General features: G+C 45.5%; 16 protein-coding genes and 1 pseudogene. 9 read left to right on the top strand and 8 right to left on the bottom strand.

Going from position 1 to position 17,344, the window contains the following annotated elements; genetic code table 11:
* Positions 1-105 precede the first annotated feature (105 nt).
* A complete protein-coding gene (pcrA, locus tag AC5JL3_RS08280; RefSeq protein ID WP_496074033.1) occupies positions 106-2,451 on the bottom strand; it encodes a DNA helicase PcrA in 2,346 nt (781 codons plus the stop codon).
* Between the two features lie 418 nt (positions 2,452-2,869).
* Here pcrA and AC5JL3_RS08285 point away from each other — a divergent pair, with 418 nt between their 5' ends.
* From AC5JL3_RS08285 to AC5JL3_RS08295, 3 genes are all read left to right on the top strand, one after another.
* Positions 2,870-3,544: a Uma2 family endonuclease gene (locus AC5JL3_RS08285; protein ID WP_496074034.1), complete on the top strand. Its 675-nt coding sequence runs from the start codon at positions 2,870-2,872 to the stop codon at positions 3,542-3,544.
* Positions 3,545-3,644: 100 nt separating this feature from the next.
* Positions 3,645-4,043 (top strand): effector-associated constant component EACC1, encoded by a 399-nt coding sequence (locus AC5JL3_RS08290; RefSeq protein ID WP_496074035.1) that lies wholly within the window; start codon positions 3,645-3,647, stop codon positions 4,041-4,043.
* Positions 4,036-5,655 (top strand): caspase, EACC1-associated type, encoded by a 1,620-nt coding sequence (locus AC5JL3_RS08295; protein ID WP_496074036.1) that lies wholly within the window; start codon positions 4,036-4,038, stop codon positions 5,653-5,655. The genes AC5JL3_RS08290 and AC5JL3_RS08295 overlap by 8 nt, the downstream gene beginning before the upstream one ends.
* A 67-nt stretch (positions 5,656-5,722) precedes the next feature.
* Here the strand turns inward: AC5JL3_RS08295 and AC5JL3_RS08300 are convergent.
* From AC5JL3_RS08300 to AC5JL3_RS08315, 4 genes and pseudogenes are all read right to left on the bottom strand, one after another.
* A pseudogene (locus tag AC5JL3_RS08300) lies at positions 5,723-6,358 on the bottom strand (transposase); the annotation flags it as partial.
* A gap of 15 nt (positions 6,359-6,373) precedes the next feature.
* Positions 6,374-6,619 (bottom strand): hypothetical protein, encoded by a 246-nt coding sequence (locus tag AC5JL3_RS08305; protein ID WP_496074037.1) that lies wholly within the window; start codon positions 6,617-6,619, stop codon positions 6,374-6,376.
* Between the two features lie 6 nt (positions 6,620-6,625).
* Entirely contained in the window at positions 6,626-6,961 is a 336-nt protein-coding gene (locus tag AC5JL3_RS08310; protein ID WP_496074038.1) for a hypothetical protein, read from the bottom strand.
* 18 nt (positions 6,962-6,979) lie between these two features.
* Entirely contained in the window at positions 6,980-7,348 is a 369-nt protein-coding gene (locus AC5JL3_RS08315) for a hypothetical protein (RefSeq protein ID WP_496074039.1), read from the bottom strand.
* 213 nt (positions 7,349-7,561) lie between these two features.
* Here AC5JL3_RS08315 and AC5JL3_RS08320 point away from each other — a divergent pair, with 213 nt between their 5' ends.
* From AC5JL3_RS08320 to AC5JL3_RS08335, 4 genes are all read left to right on the top strand, one after another.
* Positions 7,562-8,320 (top strand): SDR family oxidoreductase, encoded by a 759-nt coding sequence (locus AC5JL3_RS08320; protein WP_496074040.1) that lies wholly within the window; start codon positions 7,562-7,564, stop codon positions 8,318-8,320.
* Between the two features lie 42 nt (positions 8,321-8,362).
* Entirely contained in the window at positions 8,363-9,247 is an 885-nt protein-coding gene (locus AC5JL3_RS08325) for an NAD(P)-dependent oxidoreductase (protein ID WP_496074041.1), read from the top strand.
* Between the two features lie 41 nt (positions 9,248-9,288).
* The gene (locus tag AC5JL3_RS08330) at positions 9,289-9,987 is read left to right on the top strand and encodes a glutathione binding-like protein (RefSeq protein ID WP_496074042.1); all 699 of its coding nucleotides are present in this window, start codon (positions 9,289-9,291) and stop codon (positions 9,985-9,987) included.
* Positions 9,988-10,166: 179 nt separating this feature from the next.
* Entirely contained in the window at positions 10,167-10,595 is a 429-nt protein-coding gene (locus tag AC5JL3_RS08335) for a hypothetical protein (protein ID WP_496074043.1), read from the top strand.
* 171 nt (positions 10,596-10,766) lie between these two features.
* Here AC5JL3_RS08335 and AC5JL3_RS08340 read toward each other — a convergent pair whose 3' ends face one another.
* Both AC5JL3_RS08340 and AC5JL3_RS08345 read right to left on the bottom strand, forming a co-directional pair.
* On the bottom strand, positions 10,767-12,590 hold the full coding sequence (locus AC5JL3_RS08340; RefSeq protein ID WP_496074044.1) for a sensor histidine kinase: 1,824 nt from the start codon (positions 12,588-12,590) through the stop codon (positions 10,767-10,769).
* Between the two features lie 131 nt (positions 12,591-12,721).
* Positions 12,722-12,880: a winged helix-turn-helix domain-containing protein gene (locus tag AC5JL3_RS08345; protein WP_496074045.1), complete on the bottom strand. Its 159-nt coding sequence runs from the start codon at positions 12,878-12,880 to the stop codon at positions 12,722-12,724.
* A gap of 74 nt (positions 12,881-12,954) precedes the next feature.
* Between AC5JL3_RS08345 and AC5JL3_RS08350 the strand changes: the two genes are divergently transcribed.
* Together AC5JL3_RS08350 and AC5JL3_RS08355 are read left to right on the top strand one after the other, a co-directional pair.
* On the top strand, positions 12,955-13,770 hold the full coding sequence (locus AC5JL3_RS08350; protein WP_496074046.1) for an FAD binding domain-containing protein: 816 nt from the start codon (positions 12,955-12,957) through the stop codon (positions 13,768-13,770).
* Positions 13,758-16,508: a molybdopterin-dependent oxidoreductase gene (locus AC5JL3_RS08355; protein ID WP_496074047.1), complete on the top strand. Its 2,751-nt coding sequence runs from the start codon at positions 13,758-13,760 to the stop codon at positions 16,506-16,508. The genes AC5JL3_RS08350 and AC5JL3_RS08355 overlap by 13 nt, the downstream gene beginning before the upstream one ends.
* Before the next feature lie 252 nt (positions 16,509-16,760).
* Here AC5JL3_RS08355 and AC5JL3_RS08360 read toward each other — a convergent pair whose 3' ends face one another.
* The gene (locus AC5JL3_RS08360; RefSeq protein ID WP_496074048.1) at positions 16,761-17,261 is read right to left on the bottom strand and encodes a hypothetical protein; all 501 of its coding nucleotides are present in this window, start codon (positions 17,259-17,261) and stop codon (positions 16,761-16,763) included.
* Positions 17,262-17,344 lie beyond the last annotated feature (83 nt).

Below are 17,344 nucleotides of genomic sequence, written 5' to 3' on the forward strand. Positions count from 1 at the left end.
CATCTTGCAGCTTAGGTAGTCTAAGTTAAGCCGTCTTGTACATTATTGCTCCCAAGGTAGTATTGCCTTAGCGTGACTTAAGAGCTTAAGTCAGTGCCATTCTATTTATTTCACTCGTTGCAATATCGTTCGTTTTGGGTCAAGAATTTTTTGACCAACACCGGGAAACTTAACAGCAATACTAATCTTGCTTCCTGAACCGAAAACATGCGTCACTTCGCCAGTACCAAAGAAATCATGAATCAGCAACTCACCAACTTTCCAGTCTGCTGATTGTTTTGTTGAGCGTTTAGTCGTTTGCTGTCTGGGTTCTGTAGCTGAAGTCAGAGGTTCACTACTGGCTTTAACTTTTACTAGTGTGCTGCTGATGAGTTCTTTCGGTATTTCTCCAAGGAACTGAGAACGTACAGCCGCTTCACGATTACCATAAAGCCGACGCTCACGAGCATGGGAAAGATACAGTTGTTCTTGAGCGCGGGTAATGCCGACATAACACAAACGACGTTCTTCTTCCAATGCCGCAGGGTCATCCATTGAGCGGAAGTTAGGGAATAACCCTTGCTCTAACCCTACCAAAAAGATTACTGGAAATTCTAATCCTTTAGCTGAGTGGAGTGTCATTAGAGAGACGGCTTTTTGCCCATCTTTTAAGTCATCCAAGTCTGAGGCAAGGGAAGCGTTGGCGAGAAACCCTCCTAAGCTTGTATCTTCGTTCTCTTCCTGAAATTGGAGAACAGCGTTATAAAGTTCGGAGACGTTTTCTAGTCGGTTCTCAGCTTCATCAGTGCCTTGTTTTTGCAAGTCCTGAACATAACCTGACTCTTCCATAATCCCTTTGACAATTTCAGCGGCTGAGAAGTTCTCAACTTGCTCTTGCCACCGTGTAATTAAATCAGCAAAGCTATTAACACCCTTGGCTGAACGTCCCGCTAGAGTAGCCACTGAGGTTTTGTCGCTGAGGATTTCCCACAAGGGGACACCTAATTGTTGTGCAGCACCAACAAGGTTATCAATCGTCGCTTGACCAATGCCGCGTCGGGGGGTGTTAATAATTCGCAGAAGGCTAACCGTATCATCCGGATTTGCGATCGCTCTTAGGTAAGCCAACGCATCTTTAATTTCTTTCCGGTCATAGAACTTTAACCCACCAACAATAATGTAAGGAACTTTACCTCGCAAGGCATCCTCAAAGGGACGAGATTGAGCATTAGTACGGTAAAGGATGGCAAAACTTCCCCAGTCCAGTTCCGGGTTTTGTTCTTCCATTTTACGGATTTGGTTCACAACAAAGTGCGCCTCGGCAACTTCATCGTCTGCTTTGTGACAATAAATTTGTTCTCCGATACCGCGTGTTGCTTTCAGTACCTTATCAATACGCTGGGTGTTGTTCTCAATCAAGTAGTTAGCGGCTTGGAGAATGTTTTCTCTAGAACGATAGTTTTCCTCCAATTTCACCATTGTTCGAGTATCATCATCCGGCAAGCCATCACCAAAGTCTTCTTGAAATTCTAATAAGATGGTGTAGTCTGCCATCCTAAACGAATAGATGGATTGGTCAGCATCTCCCACTACAAAGATTGAGCGATTTTGCCAATTCCACTCACTCTTTCTCGTTTCTCCATTGGTAACAAGTAAGCGAATCAAATCATATTGAATTCGATTTGTATCTTGATATTCATCGACCAAAATGTGTTGAAATTGTTGATGCCAATACCCTAAGACAGATTCATTCTGTTGGAATAGCCGGACGGGTATCAAAATCAAGTCATCAAAATCAAGAGCGTTGTTAGCCGCTAGTTGGTCTTGGTAAGAACTATAGACTTGAGAAAGCACTCGCCCTTTGTAATCAGGCTGATTTTTCTCAATATCATTAGGTGTTAAACCTTGGTTTTTCGCGTTACTAATGGCGTAGCGCATCGAACGAGGGTTAAATTTTTTATCGTCCAGGTTTAACTGTTTAGTGACAATATTTTTAACGAGACTCTGGGCATCTGATTCGTCAAAGATAGAAAAACTACGTTTCCACTGATGTCCTTTGTCGTCTTGATATTTATTGATATCGAAACGCAGAATCCGCGAAAATAGGCTGTGGAATGTACCAATCCACAACGGCTTGATGTAGGTTTTGTAAACACGCGATCGCAACTGGACTTGCTCCTCGGCTGGCAGTAGTTCCAAGCGTTGACCGTGTTTTGAAAGCGCCAGTTGTTGAGCGAATACTTTCTCAATCCGCTCTTTCATCTCCCGTGCAGCTTTATTAGTAAAGGTTACCGCGAGGATATTTTCCGGAGCGACCTTGTGCTTGAGAATTAGATTGGCGATTCGATACGTTAGCGCCCTCGTCTTGCCGGAACCTGCGCCAGCAACTACAAGTAAAGGTCCGCAGTAATGTTCGACAGCGCGACGTTGGGAGGAATTGAGGTGGCTGAGGAAGTCAGTGGTTTGAGTCATGGCGACGCGAGGCGACTGGGTACCGTCTTTGGAAGAGAGTCTGTTCTAGTCCAAGGTATCGTATCTTCTCACAATACTGTATGGAAAAAGGCGATCGCCTAGCGCTGCTGCAAGCAGAACGCTTCTCAGCACAGGTGTAATCCCTACCCCAGACGTGTTTGTACATCGGAGTCGATAATAGGGATGAGATAAGTAGATTAACTTAAAAAACAAACATATTGACCTAACCCCCCAACCCCCTTCCCTACCAGGGAAGGGGGAGTCAGGTTACCCACTCAAGAGCAGGAGAGGGGCTAGGGGAGAGGTCAACGTTTAACGTTCTCTTGAGTTGAGTTACTTACCAACAAAAAAACGCACAGATGTAGAGTGCTAACCAGGAACACAAGAGCCAATTCGTAGGGAAGCAGCACAAATTGTGATGATTTCTACACAAGTGAGTGAGCTTGAACTGGAAGACTTTCAAGGCAAGGTTACCCAAAATGTTGTGCTACCTAATGTAAGTTGGCAGACCTACAAAGCCTTACTAGCTGACATGGGCGACCATCGTGCCACCCGTCTCACCTACAATCGGGGAGTCCTCCAAATCAAGCTGCCATCCAAGCTTCACGAAATTATTAATCAGTTGTTGGCAAGAATTGTCACTACTTTAACTGAAGAACTGGATTTGGATGTGATCAATTTGGGTTCGACAACCCTAGAGCGAGAGGAACTCGATCAAGGCGCAGAACCAGATACGTGTTTTTATATTCAAAATGCTAACCAACTCCAAGGACTCGATCCTGAGATTCCTGAAAATTTGCCACCCGATCTGGTGATTGAAGTCGATATTACGAGTCCTTCCACCCGCAGAATTGAGGTTTACCAAGCGTTAGGTATCCCTGAAGTTTGGTGCTACACGAAAAAACAGGGTTTGAAAATCTATCACCTGCAAATCGATGAGTGCGATCGCAACTATGTCGAGTCAGCATTTAGCCTCGCCTTTCCAAAGGTGTCTGCTGCGGTACTCAACCAATTTTTGCTTTCACGCCAAACTCAAAACGAAAATACGGTAATTCGTGCTGTCCGAACTTGGATTCAAAGTCAGGTTTCTTGATTCGTGCACAAGGTCTAATATTCTATTTACCTTGCTGTGGAATGGAAAATCTAGTAATTATAATCAGCACTAAGACTTGTGGCAGGACTCTGAGAATAAGATGATAGACACACCAACGATTAAATTCACATTTGCGGTTAATGACCCAGAACTAGACGATGAGGAACGGCAAGAGACAGCGCGAAAGCTTCTGCGTGAACTGCGCCAACTCGATGAAGTAGAAAATGCTGACTTTGCCAAAGACTCGGACTTAGAACCGGGAGCTAGGTCAGTCCTAGCAACTATAGTGGGAGTTCTAACGGCTGAAGTTAGTATAGAAAACATTCAGAAGGTTTTGGGCTTTATTGGCGATCGCATTCCGAATAAACCCGTCGTTATTAAAGTAAAAGTGGGCGAACAGGAAGTCGAGATTGAAGCGAAAAGCCGTAAGGAGTTAGAAGACGCCGAGCAAGTTGTTCGTCAACTTTTAGAACAGATGCAAGAATCTGACGATGCCTAAGAAAGTAGCACTGCTGATTGGGGTCAGTCAGTACGAGGCAGGTTTGCCTGCACTTCCGGCTGCTCCCAATGATGTGGAAGCAATGCGGCGTGTGTTGCAAGACCTGAACATCGGTGGTTTTGATGAGGTGGAAACCCTGATTGACCCCGACCCAGTTACCATGCAAATAGCCATTGGCAAGCTGTTGAGAGGTTGTCAAAGGGAAGACCTTGCATTACTTTTCTTTTCGGGTCATGGCATCACTAATGATGATGGCAGACTCTATCTGACAACTCGTATCACTGATGAAGCCGCATTCAAGGAAACGTCTGTACCCGCTAGTTTCGTACATGACGTGATGAATGACAGTCGGTGCAAGCGACAGGTCGTTATTCTCGACTGTTGCTACAGTGGTGCGTTTGCGGCAGGCTGGCAGCCTAAAAGCGGTGGTGCTGTTGATATTAAACGGGAGTTAGGGGGCGAAGGACGAGCAATTCTCACCTCTTCAACTGCCTTGCAAAAATCCTTTGAGCATGAAGGGTCGGGAATTTATACTCGCTTCCTAGTTGAAGGGTTGGAGACAGGAGCAGCAGACACAGATGGAACGGGTACAATTTCCATCTTGGAGTTGCACGACTATGCCAAGGAGAAGGTGCAGGCGGCTAAACCCGCGATGAAGCCAGAAATTTACTCGCACAAAGAAGGCTTCAATATTACCCTGACTCGTTCGCCTGTAAACGACCCTGAATTGGAGTATCGCCGAGAGGCTGAGAAATGGGTTAAGAAGCGTCAGGGTGAAATTTCTCGTATTGGTCGCACAGCTTTAAACAAGTTAGCAACAAGGTTGAAGGTATCGCCGGAAGTTACCAAAAGGATTGAAGCGGAAGTTCTAGCACCCTACGAGGAACACAAGGCAAATCTCAAGGAATACGAAGAGGTATTGATTGAAGCACTAGAGCAGGAATCTCCTCTGAGTGAAGTGACTCGCGAGGAGTTGAAATATTTTCAGCAAGTTTTGGGTCTGACTGATGAAGATGTAGCGGGAATTGAAGAGTCAATTCTTTCGGAGCAAGAAGCAGAAGAAGTAAAAACACATCCAAAAACATCTAAAAGCTCTGCTTTTTCTGATGAAGACACTCCAAAATCCCAAATCCCAAATCCCAAATCGGATGATCTTAGTTCTGAAAAGAATGTAGACTACACACGACTGCGGAATTTACTAGCAGATGGGAAGTGGAAAGAAGCAGATCAGGAAACTCTCGCTGTAATGCTTAAGGCAACAGGACGAGAAAAAGAAGGTTGGCTAAATATCGAGTCTATTGAAACGTTTCCTTGTACAGACCTCCGCACGATTGACCGTCTTTGGGTAAAATACAGCGATGGGCGCTTCGGTTTTAGCGTACAGAAGCGCATCTGGGAGAGCGTAGGGGGAAAACCGGGCAAGTACGATGAGGAAATCTACAAAAAGTTTTGCGATCGCGTGGGGTGGCGCTTGAAAGGAGAATGGTTAACCTACTCCCATATTTCTTTTTCCCTTTTCGTTGCCCATTCGGGACACCTCCCTTTTGTGCTGCTGGGGTTTGGTGTGGGAAGGAAGATTCTCTTCTCTCGCGTCGAGACTTGTAAAGTGTAGCATTTAAGGGTTTCAGTTTTTTATAAAGATTTGCTACTAAGACAAATTCCACGAAGCAACGCCCTTTCTAGCTTTCCGTTACCTGGCACCGCAACCGCTGCGAAAGCATGACTCCTGCCGCAGGCTGGTTATAACAATTAGCAAAGACAAACTTTTCTGCAACGGCTTGCACCTCCGAATCGGGTGCTTTCCACTGCGCCCAAGGTAAAGCCATCTGTCCCGGAGAAGACTTTTTCGGCTTTCCCTTAACCACTAATCTAGCTAATAACTGACTCCCCCAATGATTTTTTGACTCAGGCTTCGGCTGGGTTCTATATTTTTTACAAAATCCTCGATACTTGGCAGCACCTTCCTCCAGTGTCTTTCCCAACGCCAAAAATGCTGGATGCCACTGGGTTAAACCCTCATCGCTCAATCGGTCGTATATCCCGTAGTTGCTGAAATCATAGAAAAATCCTTGTTGCATTCCAGCCGCTTTTGGGTTGGCATGGATGTATCGCAGCGTATTTAATGCCCTTCGCTTATCAGTATTGGCAAACCCTGTACTGTGATAGCGCTTTTCCCAAAAATGCCCCGTCCGATTGAGCATTCGATTGAAGCACATGGCAGTGTACCAATTCAGCAAATGCATGATTTTGGGTAAATCTTCGCTTCGAGTCGGTTCCATCAAATAATGGACGTGGTTGCTCATGATGCAGAGAGCATAGAGTTTAAACCGCTACTTGTCTTGTGCTTTCTTAATCGCATAAAGAAATACCTGTCGGCACTCCAAGTGGGTTAGGCGAAACTCCCGATTATTGCAACGAGTCGTGATGTGGTAACAATATCCGGGTTGAAGCTGACGGGATTGGCGAGGCATTGGTAAAAGCAACACATCTGGTATCAGTACAAGAAGATAGCAGCAAAGTGTTTGTCTCTTTTGCGATCGCCTGGAGTCAACGGGAGCGATCGCACAACTACCCACAACACCTTACCGTTTTCTACCCGTTCGTTCTTTAGCTTTTTCATAAGCAGGGTCATGCTCATCAAAGCTAACCACATAAACCCGTTTAGGTGATGGGGTTTCGTAGACACGATACACCAACCGAAAAGAAACACCTTCCCAATCTATGTCCAAGGTACGATAATCCCTCAGCCGTCCTGTCAAAGCATGATTAGGCAACCCACTACAACCGTAAGGATCGGCAGATAGAATAGGACGGTATTCATTGAGAAAATTTGTTCTGAGTTCCGGTGGCAATGCTGGTAAATCTTCACTTATTACCAAGGCGTGAGTCTGGAAAAGATACTTAGATCTAATAGCCAATTTGCCTCCAGACCTAAGTTAACTTGAAGGAGTATCAGACTTTCCAGCAGCCAGTTGCTCGACATTTTGTGCAGCCTGACTCACCGTCATAATTTTCCAACCCTGTTGCCTCAAAGCTTCAATTTCCGGGTCAAACTCTTGCTCATCTTCTACGATAGTAATCCCAAAAGTTGGGTCATCTACGTCTACATAATCGTTAGGATCGGGTAGCCTAAGACCGCGTTGGGCCTCCCTGATAATGCGGCTAAACAAATCCCGATGCGCTTTGTGGTCAGTCGGAGCAACTTCAAGTTCCATCCGCAGACTCTGCAATAGAGACTCTAACTCGTCAAGCGTGTAAAAATGATGGCGAGTAATCTCTTCTACCTGCGAGTTACTGACTTCCATAGCTTTATCAGATGGTCTATTCAGTTTATCGTAGCAAAGTCAACCCATCTGCCTTTCAAGCTAAATCAAGGGACACACTTACCGTTACCTCTGAATCCTAAAAGAAGCGAAAAATTTGCGGCTTCCATCCGAATCCAACATAACCTTGCTGCTAAAGCTTCCATTGGGTAAACCAAACGCTCAGCCGCATCCAGACTTTTAGGTGACTGAAGTATGACAACCGAAAAAATTGCTCTAGTAACTGGCGCTAACAAAGGGATTGGATTCGAGATCGTCCGACAACTTGCACAAGCAGGATTTCAGGTATTTTTGACAGCACGCGATCGCCAACGTGGAGAGGAGGCGAGGCAAAAATTGCAACAGGATGGATTCAACGTCGCATTCCTGCAACTCAATGTGGCAGATGAAACGAGTATCGATCAACTAGCAAAGGAACTCGCATCGCAGATTGACCATCTAGATGTGCTTGTCAACAACGCAGGTATCCTTCTAGATGAATCAAATGCCTCAATCCTTGACGTGGAACCAGCAACAATTCTAGAAACCCTGCAAACAAACACAATGGGACCACTTCGCTTAATCCAGAAACTTGTCCCCCTCCTTACCAAAAGCGATGCCGGAAAAGTAGTTAATGTCTCCAGTGGTGGTGGTCAACTAACAGACATGGGTGATTGGGCACCTGCTTATTCCCTATCGAAAACCGCCTTAAATGCCGTGACAGGCATGATGGCATCAGCACTTAAGGATAAACACATCGTTGTGAACTCGATTTGTCCGGGTTGGGTTCGTACTGACATGGGTGGCTCCAGTGCTTCGCGCTCCGTTGAACAAGGGGCTGACACTGTAACGTGGCTAGCGACGGAAGCGCCCTTCGACTTAACGGGTAAATTTTGCGCGATCGAAAGGTCATTCCTTGGTAAGAATGAGAGGCTAATCGAGTCGCTTGGCGTAAGGCGATCGCAATTAAGATGACTCGATACCATGACGGAAATAAAACAATCAGGAGGAAGACGAGTGAACAACGTTGTTGGTTTTATCGGTTTAGGCAGCATGGGTTTGCCAATCGCCACGAATCTTGTTGATGGCTATAAGCTCCGAGTCTATAACCGAACACCTGAGAAAGCCCAATCGCTTGTAAATAAGGGTGCCGAATTAGCAAATAGTCCGGCTGATGTGGTGGAACCGGGTGGGGTTGTAATCTCAATGCTGGCAAACGATCAGGCTCTCGAAGAGGTTGTTTTGAGCGAAGGTGGCATCCTGGAAAAGCTTGGTTCTGGTGGCGTTCATATCTCAATGAGTACCGTTGCACCCGCTACAGCTCAGCGTTTAGCCCAACAGCACGAACAACAAGGCTCATATTACCTAGCAACACCTGTATTTGGGCGACCTGAGGCAGCAGCAGCACGGAAGTTGTGGATTTGCCTCTCAGGAAATGAAGCGGCTAAAGAACGAGTGCTACCGCTTTTGAATGGATTAGGGCAAAAAGTATTCGATTTTGGAGAGCAGGTTGGTGCGGCAAATGTTGTCAAGCTTACAGGCAACTTCCTCATCGTCTCAGCCCTCGAAGCGATGGCAGAAGCCTTTACTCTTGCTGAGAAGAATGGAATTGAGCGAACTCAGGTGGCTGAGCTATTTGGTCAAACCCTCTTTGCCTGTCCTATTTATCAAAATTATGGACGTGCGATCGCTCAAGAGCAATATGAGCCAGCAGGTTTCAAACTGTCTCTGGGGTTGAAGGATGTTGACTTAGTTTTGCAGACTGCCCAGGAAAGCCAGATGCCAATGCCCCTCGCCAGTTTAGTTCACGACCGTTTGATAGCAGCAGTTGCTAAAGGACGGGGAGAGATTGATTGGACAGGACTAGCGCTGGGTGTATCTGAAGATGCAGGACTCAAGTAAGCACTTCAAAATTCAAATTACCAAATTAGGAGAAAAAACTCATGATTGAGCTTTACTACTGGACAACACCAAACGGTCACAAGATTACGATGTTTCTTGAGGAAGCTGAATTGCCCTACACCATCATTCCCATCAATATTGGTACTGGCGATCAGTTTAAGCCCGACTTTCTCAAAATTGCTCCCAATAATCGTATCCCGGCGATTATTGATCGCGAACCTGCTGATGGTGGTGAGCCGATTTCGCTCTTTGAATCAGGTGCAATCCTGCTGTACTTGGCAGAAAAAACCGGGAAGCTGATTCCTTCTGATTTACGCGATCGCGTTGAAATTCTCCAGTGGTTATTTTGGCAGATGGGGGGACTTGGTCCAATGGCGGGACAGAATCATCACTTCAGCCAATACGCTCCAGAAAAACTCCCCTATGCAATTGACCGCTATGTGAATGAGACAGGACGCTTGTATGCTGTCCTGGATAAGCGACTGGCAGATAGAGAATTTGTGGCTGGCAACTATTCCATCGCTGATATTGCTGCCTATCCTTGGATTGTGCCTTATGAACGCCAAGGGCAGAAACTAGAGGATTTTCCAAATCTGAAGCGCTGGTTTGAGACGATTCAGGCACGTCCGGCGACGGTTCGTGCTTACGAGAAGGCAGAGGCATTTAAAAATCAAGCACTCGATATCGAACAGTCGCGCTCGTTGTTATTCAATCAGTCGGCAAAGACGGTGCAGCCCTAAACTTCGCGGCGAAATCCCATCAGTTTTGGTTTCTATGTGTGCCAAAAGACGGAAAAATGAAACCGTGAATTACTTCTTAGGGGACACGTTCCATTGCAGCAATAGTTTTAAGGTTAATACAATAGGGGCGCAAGGAGAAGAATAGAGTGAATCCACCTGCAACTATGAAGAAATTGCTAATGACTGCGCCATTTGTACTGGGTGTGATCGCTTTCGTTAGCTTTGATCTGCCTCAGTCAGCGGTTCTCGGCAAACAAAATCAGTCAACTTCAGCACAGCCGAAAGTAGCAGAGCCAAAAGCGGATGGTTTATTTTTATATGGCGAAGCTCCTCAGCCTAAGCAAACAGGTAAAGGGTATGTGGTATTTCAACGTGAACAGGGAAAAGTGGTAGGAGCCACGTACTTCCCTAGTTCCGAGTTTGAGTGCTTTACAGGTTCCGAAAAAAATAACACGTTAGATGTTAAGTCGGTGGGAGTTGGTGAACCCCAAATTGCGGCAACAAAAATCAATCTGTCAAACCTGCATCAAATTAAATCGATTAGTGCTGATGAGGAACGCTTAATCTCTGTCTGTAAGCAAGAAACAGCTTCACCTATCAACAAGTAACCTCGCTAATTAGTTAACCACTCTACACCGAGTACATAAAGTGAGCAGCATTGCTGGTTCGCTCCAGGCGATCGCATCTCACTCTCTGTGCAACTTGAGCCTCTCCATTAATCTCAGTACTGAGAGAATTAAATATTGATCCAGATACAATTTAATACAAATTAGCGATCGCTAAATCGTAACGGCAACGGGTAAGCGAACTGTAAAGGTAGACCCCTCGCCAACCTGACTTTTGACAACAATATCACCACCCATCATCTGGCAGAAATGGTGTGTTATTGCTAACCCCAAGCCAGTACCACCATACTGGCGGGTTGTCGAGGCATCTCCTTGGGTAAAGGCTTGAAATAAACGCTGTTGCTGCTCATCTGATATACCAATACCTGTGTCTTGTACACTAAAGTCAATCCAGGCTAGGGATTCTAGATTTTGGCTTTGCTCCTGTCCTATTGTTGATGAAGAGTGGGATTGTGAAAGACTGCAATCTTTGTCAGCTACAACACTTTTTAATTCTTGACTTGTAGAACTTACAAAATCATTTGGCTCATGGGTAATTGTCAGCGTTATTTTGCCCTGTTTGGTAAACTTAGCCGCATTGCTCAAGAGATTAAACAACACCTGCCGTAATTTCGTTGGGTCGCTGTACATCGTACCAAGCTGCTCATCACAATGAATCTCTAAGGCATTGCCATTGTTCTCCATCAATGGCTTGACTGTGGTGACAACGTTATTAATTAGCGTCTTTAGTTCAAACGTCTCTAGGCAAAGTGCCATTTTTCCGGCTTCAATCTTCGATAAGTCGAGGATGTCGTTGATCAGTTCCAACAAATGTTTACCAGCCTCGTTGATTGATTGCAGATCACTGATAAACTCTTGGTCATTTATCTCTAAATCCTGGACATCTAGTTGGAGAAGTTGACTGTAACCAATAATTGCATTTAAAGGGGTACGCAGTTCGTGGCTCATATTCGCAAGAAATCGGCTTTTGGCATGACTTGCAGCTTCAGCAACTTCTTTCGCCTGTTGCAGTTCTTGAGTACGCTCAGCTACCCGCTCAATGAGTTGATTAAGAGAAGTCGCGAGTGATCCAATTTCATCGTTAGTGGTAATAGGCGCTCTGAGACTAAAATTAGACTCCCTGGCTACCTCCTGAGCAACTTGAGTAACCGTAACAACTGGCTGAGAGATCGCACGACTGGTACGAAATGCTACAACAGATGCGATCGCAACCGATACCAGCATACTGAGGATAATAATCAGTTTCTCAAGCCCTTGTGCCTCCTCCATCACATTCCCCCCTTGCCGCTCTTGTGCTTGAGCTGTATTGAGGATAGTGGTCAATTCTGTACAGAGGCGTTCCAGGTTCATCGCCTCTTCCCCATGGATAATCAGCAATAGCTGCTTCTGTACAGACTCAACCTCCTCTGGCTTTGTTGGTTGTTGGTAGATGGGTTGTAAACTCGACTCTATGATTTGAACGTAGGAGTTTAAGCTCGCCACATAAGCTTGCAACAAAGCCTTTAAAGTGGTGGAGTCTGTTGCTAACCAGGCAGGATCACTTTCTATAAATCGTTCAATTTGAAGTCGTAGCTTCTTACTTCGAGCAACATTTCCAAGGAATTGAGCTTTTTCTGATTGCAAGTGTCCTGAATTCTCTACTACAGAAGCGAGGTGTGCGCTATGCAACTGCGCTCCAATAACCGCATCTTTGAAATTTCCCAATAGCTGTGCTTGCACATGGGCATCATTCAGTTGCTCAACGCCTTGTCCTTGGTAATAGTCCGCGATAATCAGTCCAGTAAGTGAGCCGATAAATCCAATGCCAATTGCGAGGAAATACCCGTAGCCAATTTTTTGGTGGATACGCCAGGAACCGGCTTTAGGTTTCCAACGTGATGTTAATTCTGAGGTTGGGAATTCGTTTGAGGGCTGAGCGGGGCAAAGCTTGTTAATCTTTGTGTTTCTGTCAGAAGCCGTTAGCTCTTGAGGTTGCATGGCGCAGAAATTCCTTACCCTCTTGTGAAAAGTGGCATCAATCCAGCCATTAAAATCGAGCTAAATCTAAGTTAAGATCTAGCTCAACTTCCTTTATAGCAGCAGTGAATCCTCCGCTACGAGGGTCAGGTTTAGTTTCGTAGTCGATAGCCCACACCCCTAACTGTTTCTATGCGATCGCTACCTAATTTCTTTCGCAACTGACCGACATAAACATCAATGATATTGGAACCCGGTTCATAGTCATAACCCCAAATCCGATTAGGAAGTAACTGTTCGGTTTGATACAAAAGCCTTCAGAGCTTCTCAATACACTGAGATGTTCTACAGAGGAAGCTTCAAATCCTAGACGCTCACTAAATTAATGGATTTGCCCAATGTACAAACCTACCTGCGACCTGCTGATCTAGAGTCAGTAAAAGACTGGCAGCAAGGATGGGCATGGTTAAGCGGAGGAACGTGGTTGTTTTCCCAAGCGCAACCGAACATCACAACGTTGGTCGATCTAGAGAAGTTTGGTTGGTCGGAGATTGAAGTTACACCCGATGGTTTAGCGATTGGTGCGGCTTGTATTCAAAATCAACTATTGGAGTTCTCTTGGCCAGAGAATTGGCAGGGGACAAAAGCACTAGAGAGTGCGGTTTCACATCTGGGTTCCTTCAAGGTGTCCCATATCGCAACAGTGGGCGGTAACATCTGTTTAGCTTTGCCTGTTAGTACCTTTGCCCCAGTGATGATAGCGTTGGGGGCAACCTATGAAATTTGGCATGGAGGTTTTGCCTATCGGGTTCGAGCTTTGGAATTCCAAACAGGTGTTCAGCAAACTATTCTGCAACCTGGGGAAGTATTGAGAAAAATCTGGATTCCTGCCTCTAACTTGGAATGGCAGACAAGCTTTCAGCGAATTTGTATGGCTAGTGATGGTTATGCGTTGTCTACTGTGGTAGCGGCGTTCAATTCTCAGTCAAACCAAGTGCGATTTGGGCTAGGCGCTTGTGTATCTACTCCTCGCTTAGTGGAGTTTACCTCTATTCCCACAGCCGGAGACATTGCTGATGTTCTTGATGAACAACTTCCCCTGCATGATTTTGTGGAAGATGACCGGGGAAGTGCCAGTTATCGCAGACAGATAACGCAAGTATTAATGGAGCGATCGCTTTTCGAGTTATGTCATCCCTAAACTTCCAAGTTAATGGTAAACCTCATACGGCTACCTGTTCTCCTGGCACTAGCTTGTTGAGTTTGTTACGCAGCCTTGGCTGGGTTGGGGTACATCGTGTTTGTGAGTCGGGGGATTGTGGTAGCTGTACTGTTTGGCTGGATGACAAAGCAATTCATAGTTGCATTTGCCCTGCTATGCGAGTGGATGGTCATACCGTTACCACCATAGAAGGACTGGCTCAGGATGGTCAACTTTCCCCAATGCAACAAGCATTTCTGGAGGGACAAGGGTTTCAGTGTGGGTTCTGCACTCCCGGCATGATTATGAGTGCCGAGAAGATAAGCTATGAGTCGGAAGCCGAACTTCGAGAAGCATTGAAAGGAAATTTCTGTCGTTGCACAGGTTATCAGGCAATTGTTGAAAGTATTCTGCTGTGTAAGGAATCAGAAGTAAGTAGGGGGGCACATCAGTACGCCCTTACATCTAACTCTCCCCAAGTTGGGCAGAGTATTCCTAAGCAAGATGGCCCAGCGCTAGTTACAGGAAAACCGTCTTATACCGCTGATTGGAGTCCATCGGGATTACTGCATCTTAAGGTTTTGGGATCGCCTTATCCTCACGCTCGTATCCGTAAAATCTATACGGATAAAGCAAAAGCGCTTCCTGGTGTGCAGGCTGTTTTCACCCATGAAGATGTTCTACGAATCCCCTATACTACAGCAGGTCATGCCGAACCCGTTCCCGATCCACTTGACCATTACCTGCTAGATAATAAAGTCCGTTTTGTAGGCGATCGCGTTGCGGCTGTTGTTGCAGAATCTCCTGATATGGCTACCCTCGCGTGTCAGTTAATCGAAGTTGATTACGAAATTCTGCCCCATGTAATTGACCCCGTTCAAGCAATGCAGGGGAATGTTGTTATTCATGATGAGCCAGAGTCGTACCAAATTCCCGATGCTCAACACAATATTGCTGGAAAAGTTGTTCTAGAACATGGCGACATTGAACAAGGATTTGCTACCGCTGATTTAATTGTTGAAAACACCTATTATCTTCCCGCCGTTCAACACGTTCACTTAGAACCTCATGTCAGCGTCAGTTGGTTGGACGAAGAGGAAACATTGGTGATTCGTTCAAGTACCCAAGTCCCATTTCATGCCCAACGAATAGTTGCTCAAATCCTTAACTTACCACTAGAGAAAGTTCGAGTTTATAAAGCTCAAATTGGTGGAGGATTTGGTAACAAACAAGAAATTCTTACAGAAGATTTGTGTGCTTTAGCAACACTGAAAACAGGCAAACCCGTGCAGTGGGAATTTACTAGGGAAGAAGAATTCACAGCAACTAATAGCCGCCATGCGATGCAGATTCACCTCAAAACGGGGGTAAAAGCAGATGGCACACTCGTTGCTCAAGCGATGGAAGCGATTTCTAACACAGGTGCCTACGGAAATCATGCCGGAACCGTGGTATTCCTGACAGGTTGTTTTCCTCTTGGTTTATACCGTTGCCCTCATCAGCGCTTTTATGGTTGGGGAATCTATACCAATACCATGCCAGCCGGAGCATTTCGCGGCTATGGTGCAACGCAAGGAACGTTTGCTGTTGAATCGCAGATGGATGAAATTGCCCAAAAATTAGGGATAGATCCTTTAGAACTGCGCTTGAAAAATATTATTCATCCCGAAGATGTAATCAAGCTCGGACGTGAAGAAGCGCATGATCATTTTCACTTAATTGGTAGCTACGCCTTACGAGAATGTTTTGAGAAAGTCATTGAAGCGTTAGATTATGTTCCTGGTACGCCACCTGTGGTAGATGGCTATCTTCGACGTGGGTTAGGGTTTGCCGTTTCGATGCAAGGTAGTGGTTTAGCAAAAATCCATAAAGCGGGTGTCAAACTATCTTTAAAAACTGATGGTCACTATGAACTAAGAAGTGGTTCTGTTGATGTTGGTACGGGTTCGGATACATCTTTGCGACAAATTGCGGCTGAGGTCTTGGGCGTTACTGTTGCTGATATTGAAATTATTACAGGTGATACGCACCAAACTCCTTATGATTCAGGTTCTTATGCCTCAGCTACAACGTATATATCTGGTCAAGCTGTGAATAAAGCGGCAAGAGAAATGCGATCGCATCTTCTCAAACTAGCCACAAAACGTTTGCAAACTCAACCCGAACTCATCACGTTTGCTGGTAAAACCGTGAAGGCAAATGAGCAAGAGATTTCCTTGCAAGAACTAGCTGCCTATGCTCAAACTCAGCAAGAATCTCTAACTGTAGAAGTTGAACACGCTGCCGATGAATCATCCCTAACTTTTGCTGTTCAGGGAGTTGAAGTTGAAGTTGATACTGAGACAGGAAATATTAAGGTATTGCGATGCATCCAAGCTATTGATATTGGGAAAGCGATTAATCCGAGAATTTGCCACGGGCAAGCAACGGGTGGGATTGTGATGGGATTAGGCTATGCATTATCGGAAGAACTGCGAATCGATGAGCAAGGACGAATACTCAATCCTACCTTGCGTACTTATCGGATTCCTACAGCAAAGGATGCACCGCCGATGGAAATCATTTTGGTAGAAAAAGACGATGCCTATGGGCCGTTTGGTGCGAAAGGGATTGGGGAGATTGGCACTAACTGTACAGCACCTGCGATCGCAAATGCTGTTGCCCACGCAACTGGTGTCAGGTTGACTCAGTTACCGATGACACCTGAACGAGTTTGGAGAGCGGTTAACAGTGGTTAGTCTTTAGTTAGTAGATTCAAACGTGCTTGAGAATCCGGCAAAACGGCGTTAGCAACTGGAAAAGGCAACTTGCTAGCCCGGAGGCAGACTTGCGATCGCCCCTAGGCTTGTCCTCCGTCTGCTACCAACCAATGATAGCGACACAGTATTAGAGCTAATACCAATATGGCAACGCTAGGAGCTTATCTTCGCTTCGTGTCATCACTTGCGTTAGTGAGTTGAACACAGAAGAGGAGTGTTTGCTGAACTTAATTAAAAAGTCGCACCTTCAGTATTGACTAGGCGAGTCTCGGTAATTTTGCCCTCATTCACCTGTACAGTGGCATAACTCCCATCGCCCAAAAATGAATTTAGGTATAAATCAGAGCCATCCTGGGCAAATAGAGTATATTCTCCAGGAGGTAAGCTCACGAAGAATTTTCCCTCAGCATCAGTACGAATCCGGTCAACTAAATTAGGGTGTTTTTCAGCCTCAGTGATCGACCAACGGGTGCCTTGACTTTTGATTCGCCCTGAGAAAATCCAAACTTGGGTTGAAATGGGACTCGGAGCCGTTCTTGGGCTACTTCTGCCTACCATCGGCATTTGATTGCCCTGTAAACGTGTTACCAGCCCACTGACTCCTTGCTCTTGATTGGATGGCGGCATTCCTTTAAATGATTGAGATACAGGAAGACTCATTGCCATGAGACTCCCCAGAACAAGACAGATAAAAATGCCAATTAATACAGGTTTAAAACGGGAAGTGGACATAAACCTCGTCCCTAAAGTCCCTATCAGAATTTCATCCAGTGTTTTAGCAGGGAGGAAAAATCACTTCTCCTCCCTAGCTCTTG

The organism is Symplocastrum torsivum (assembly GCF_059505465.1).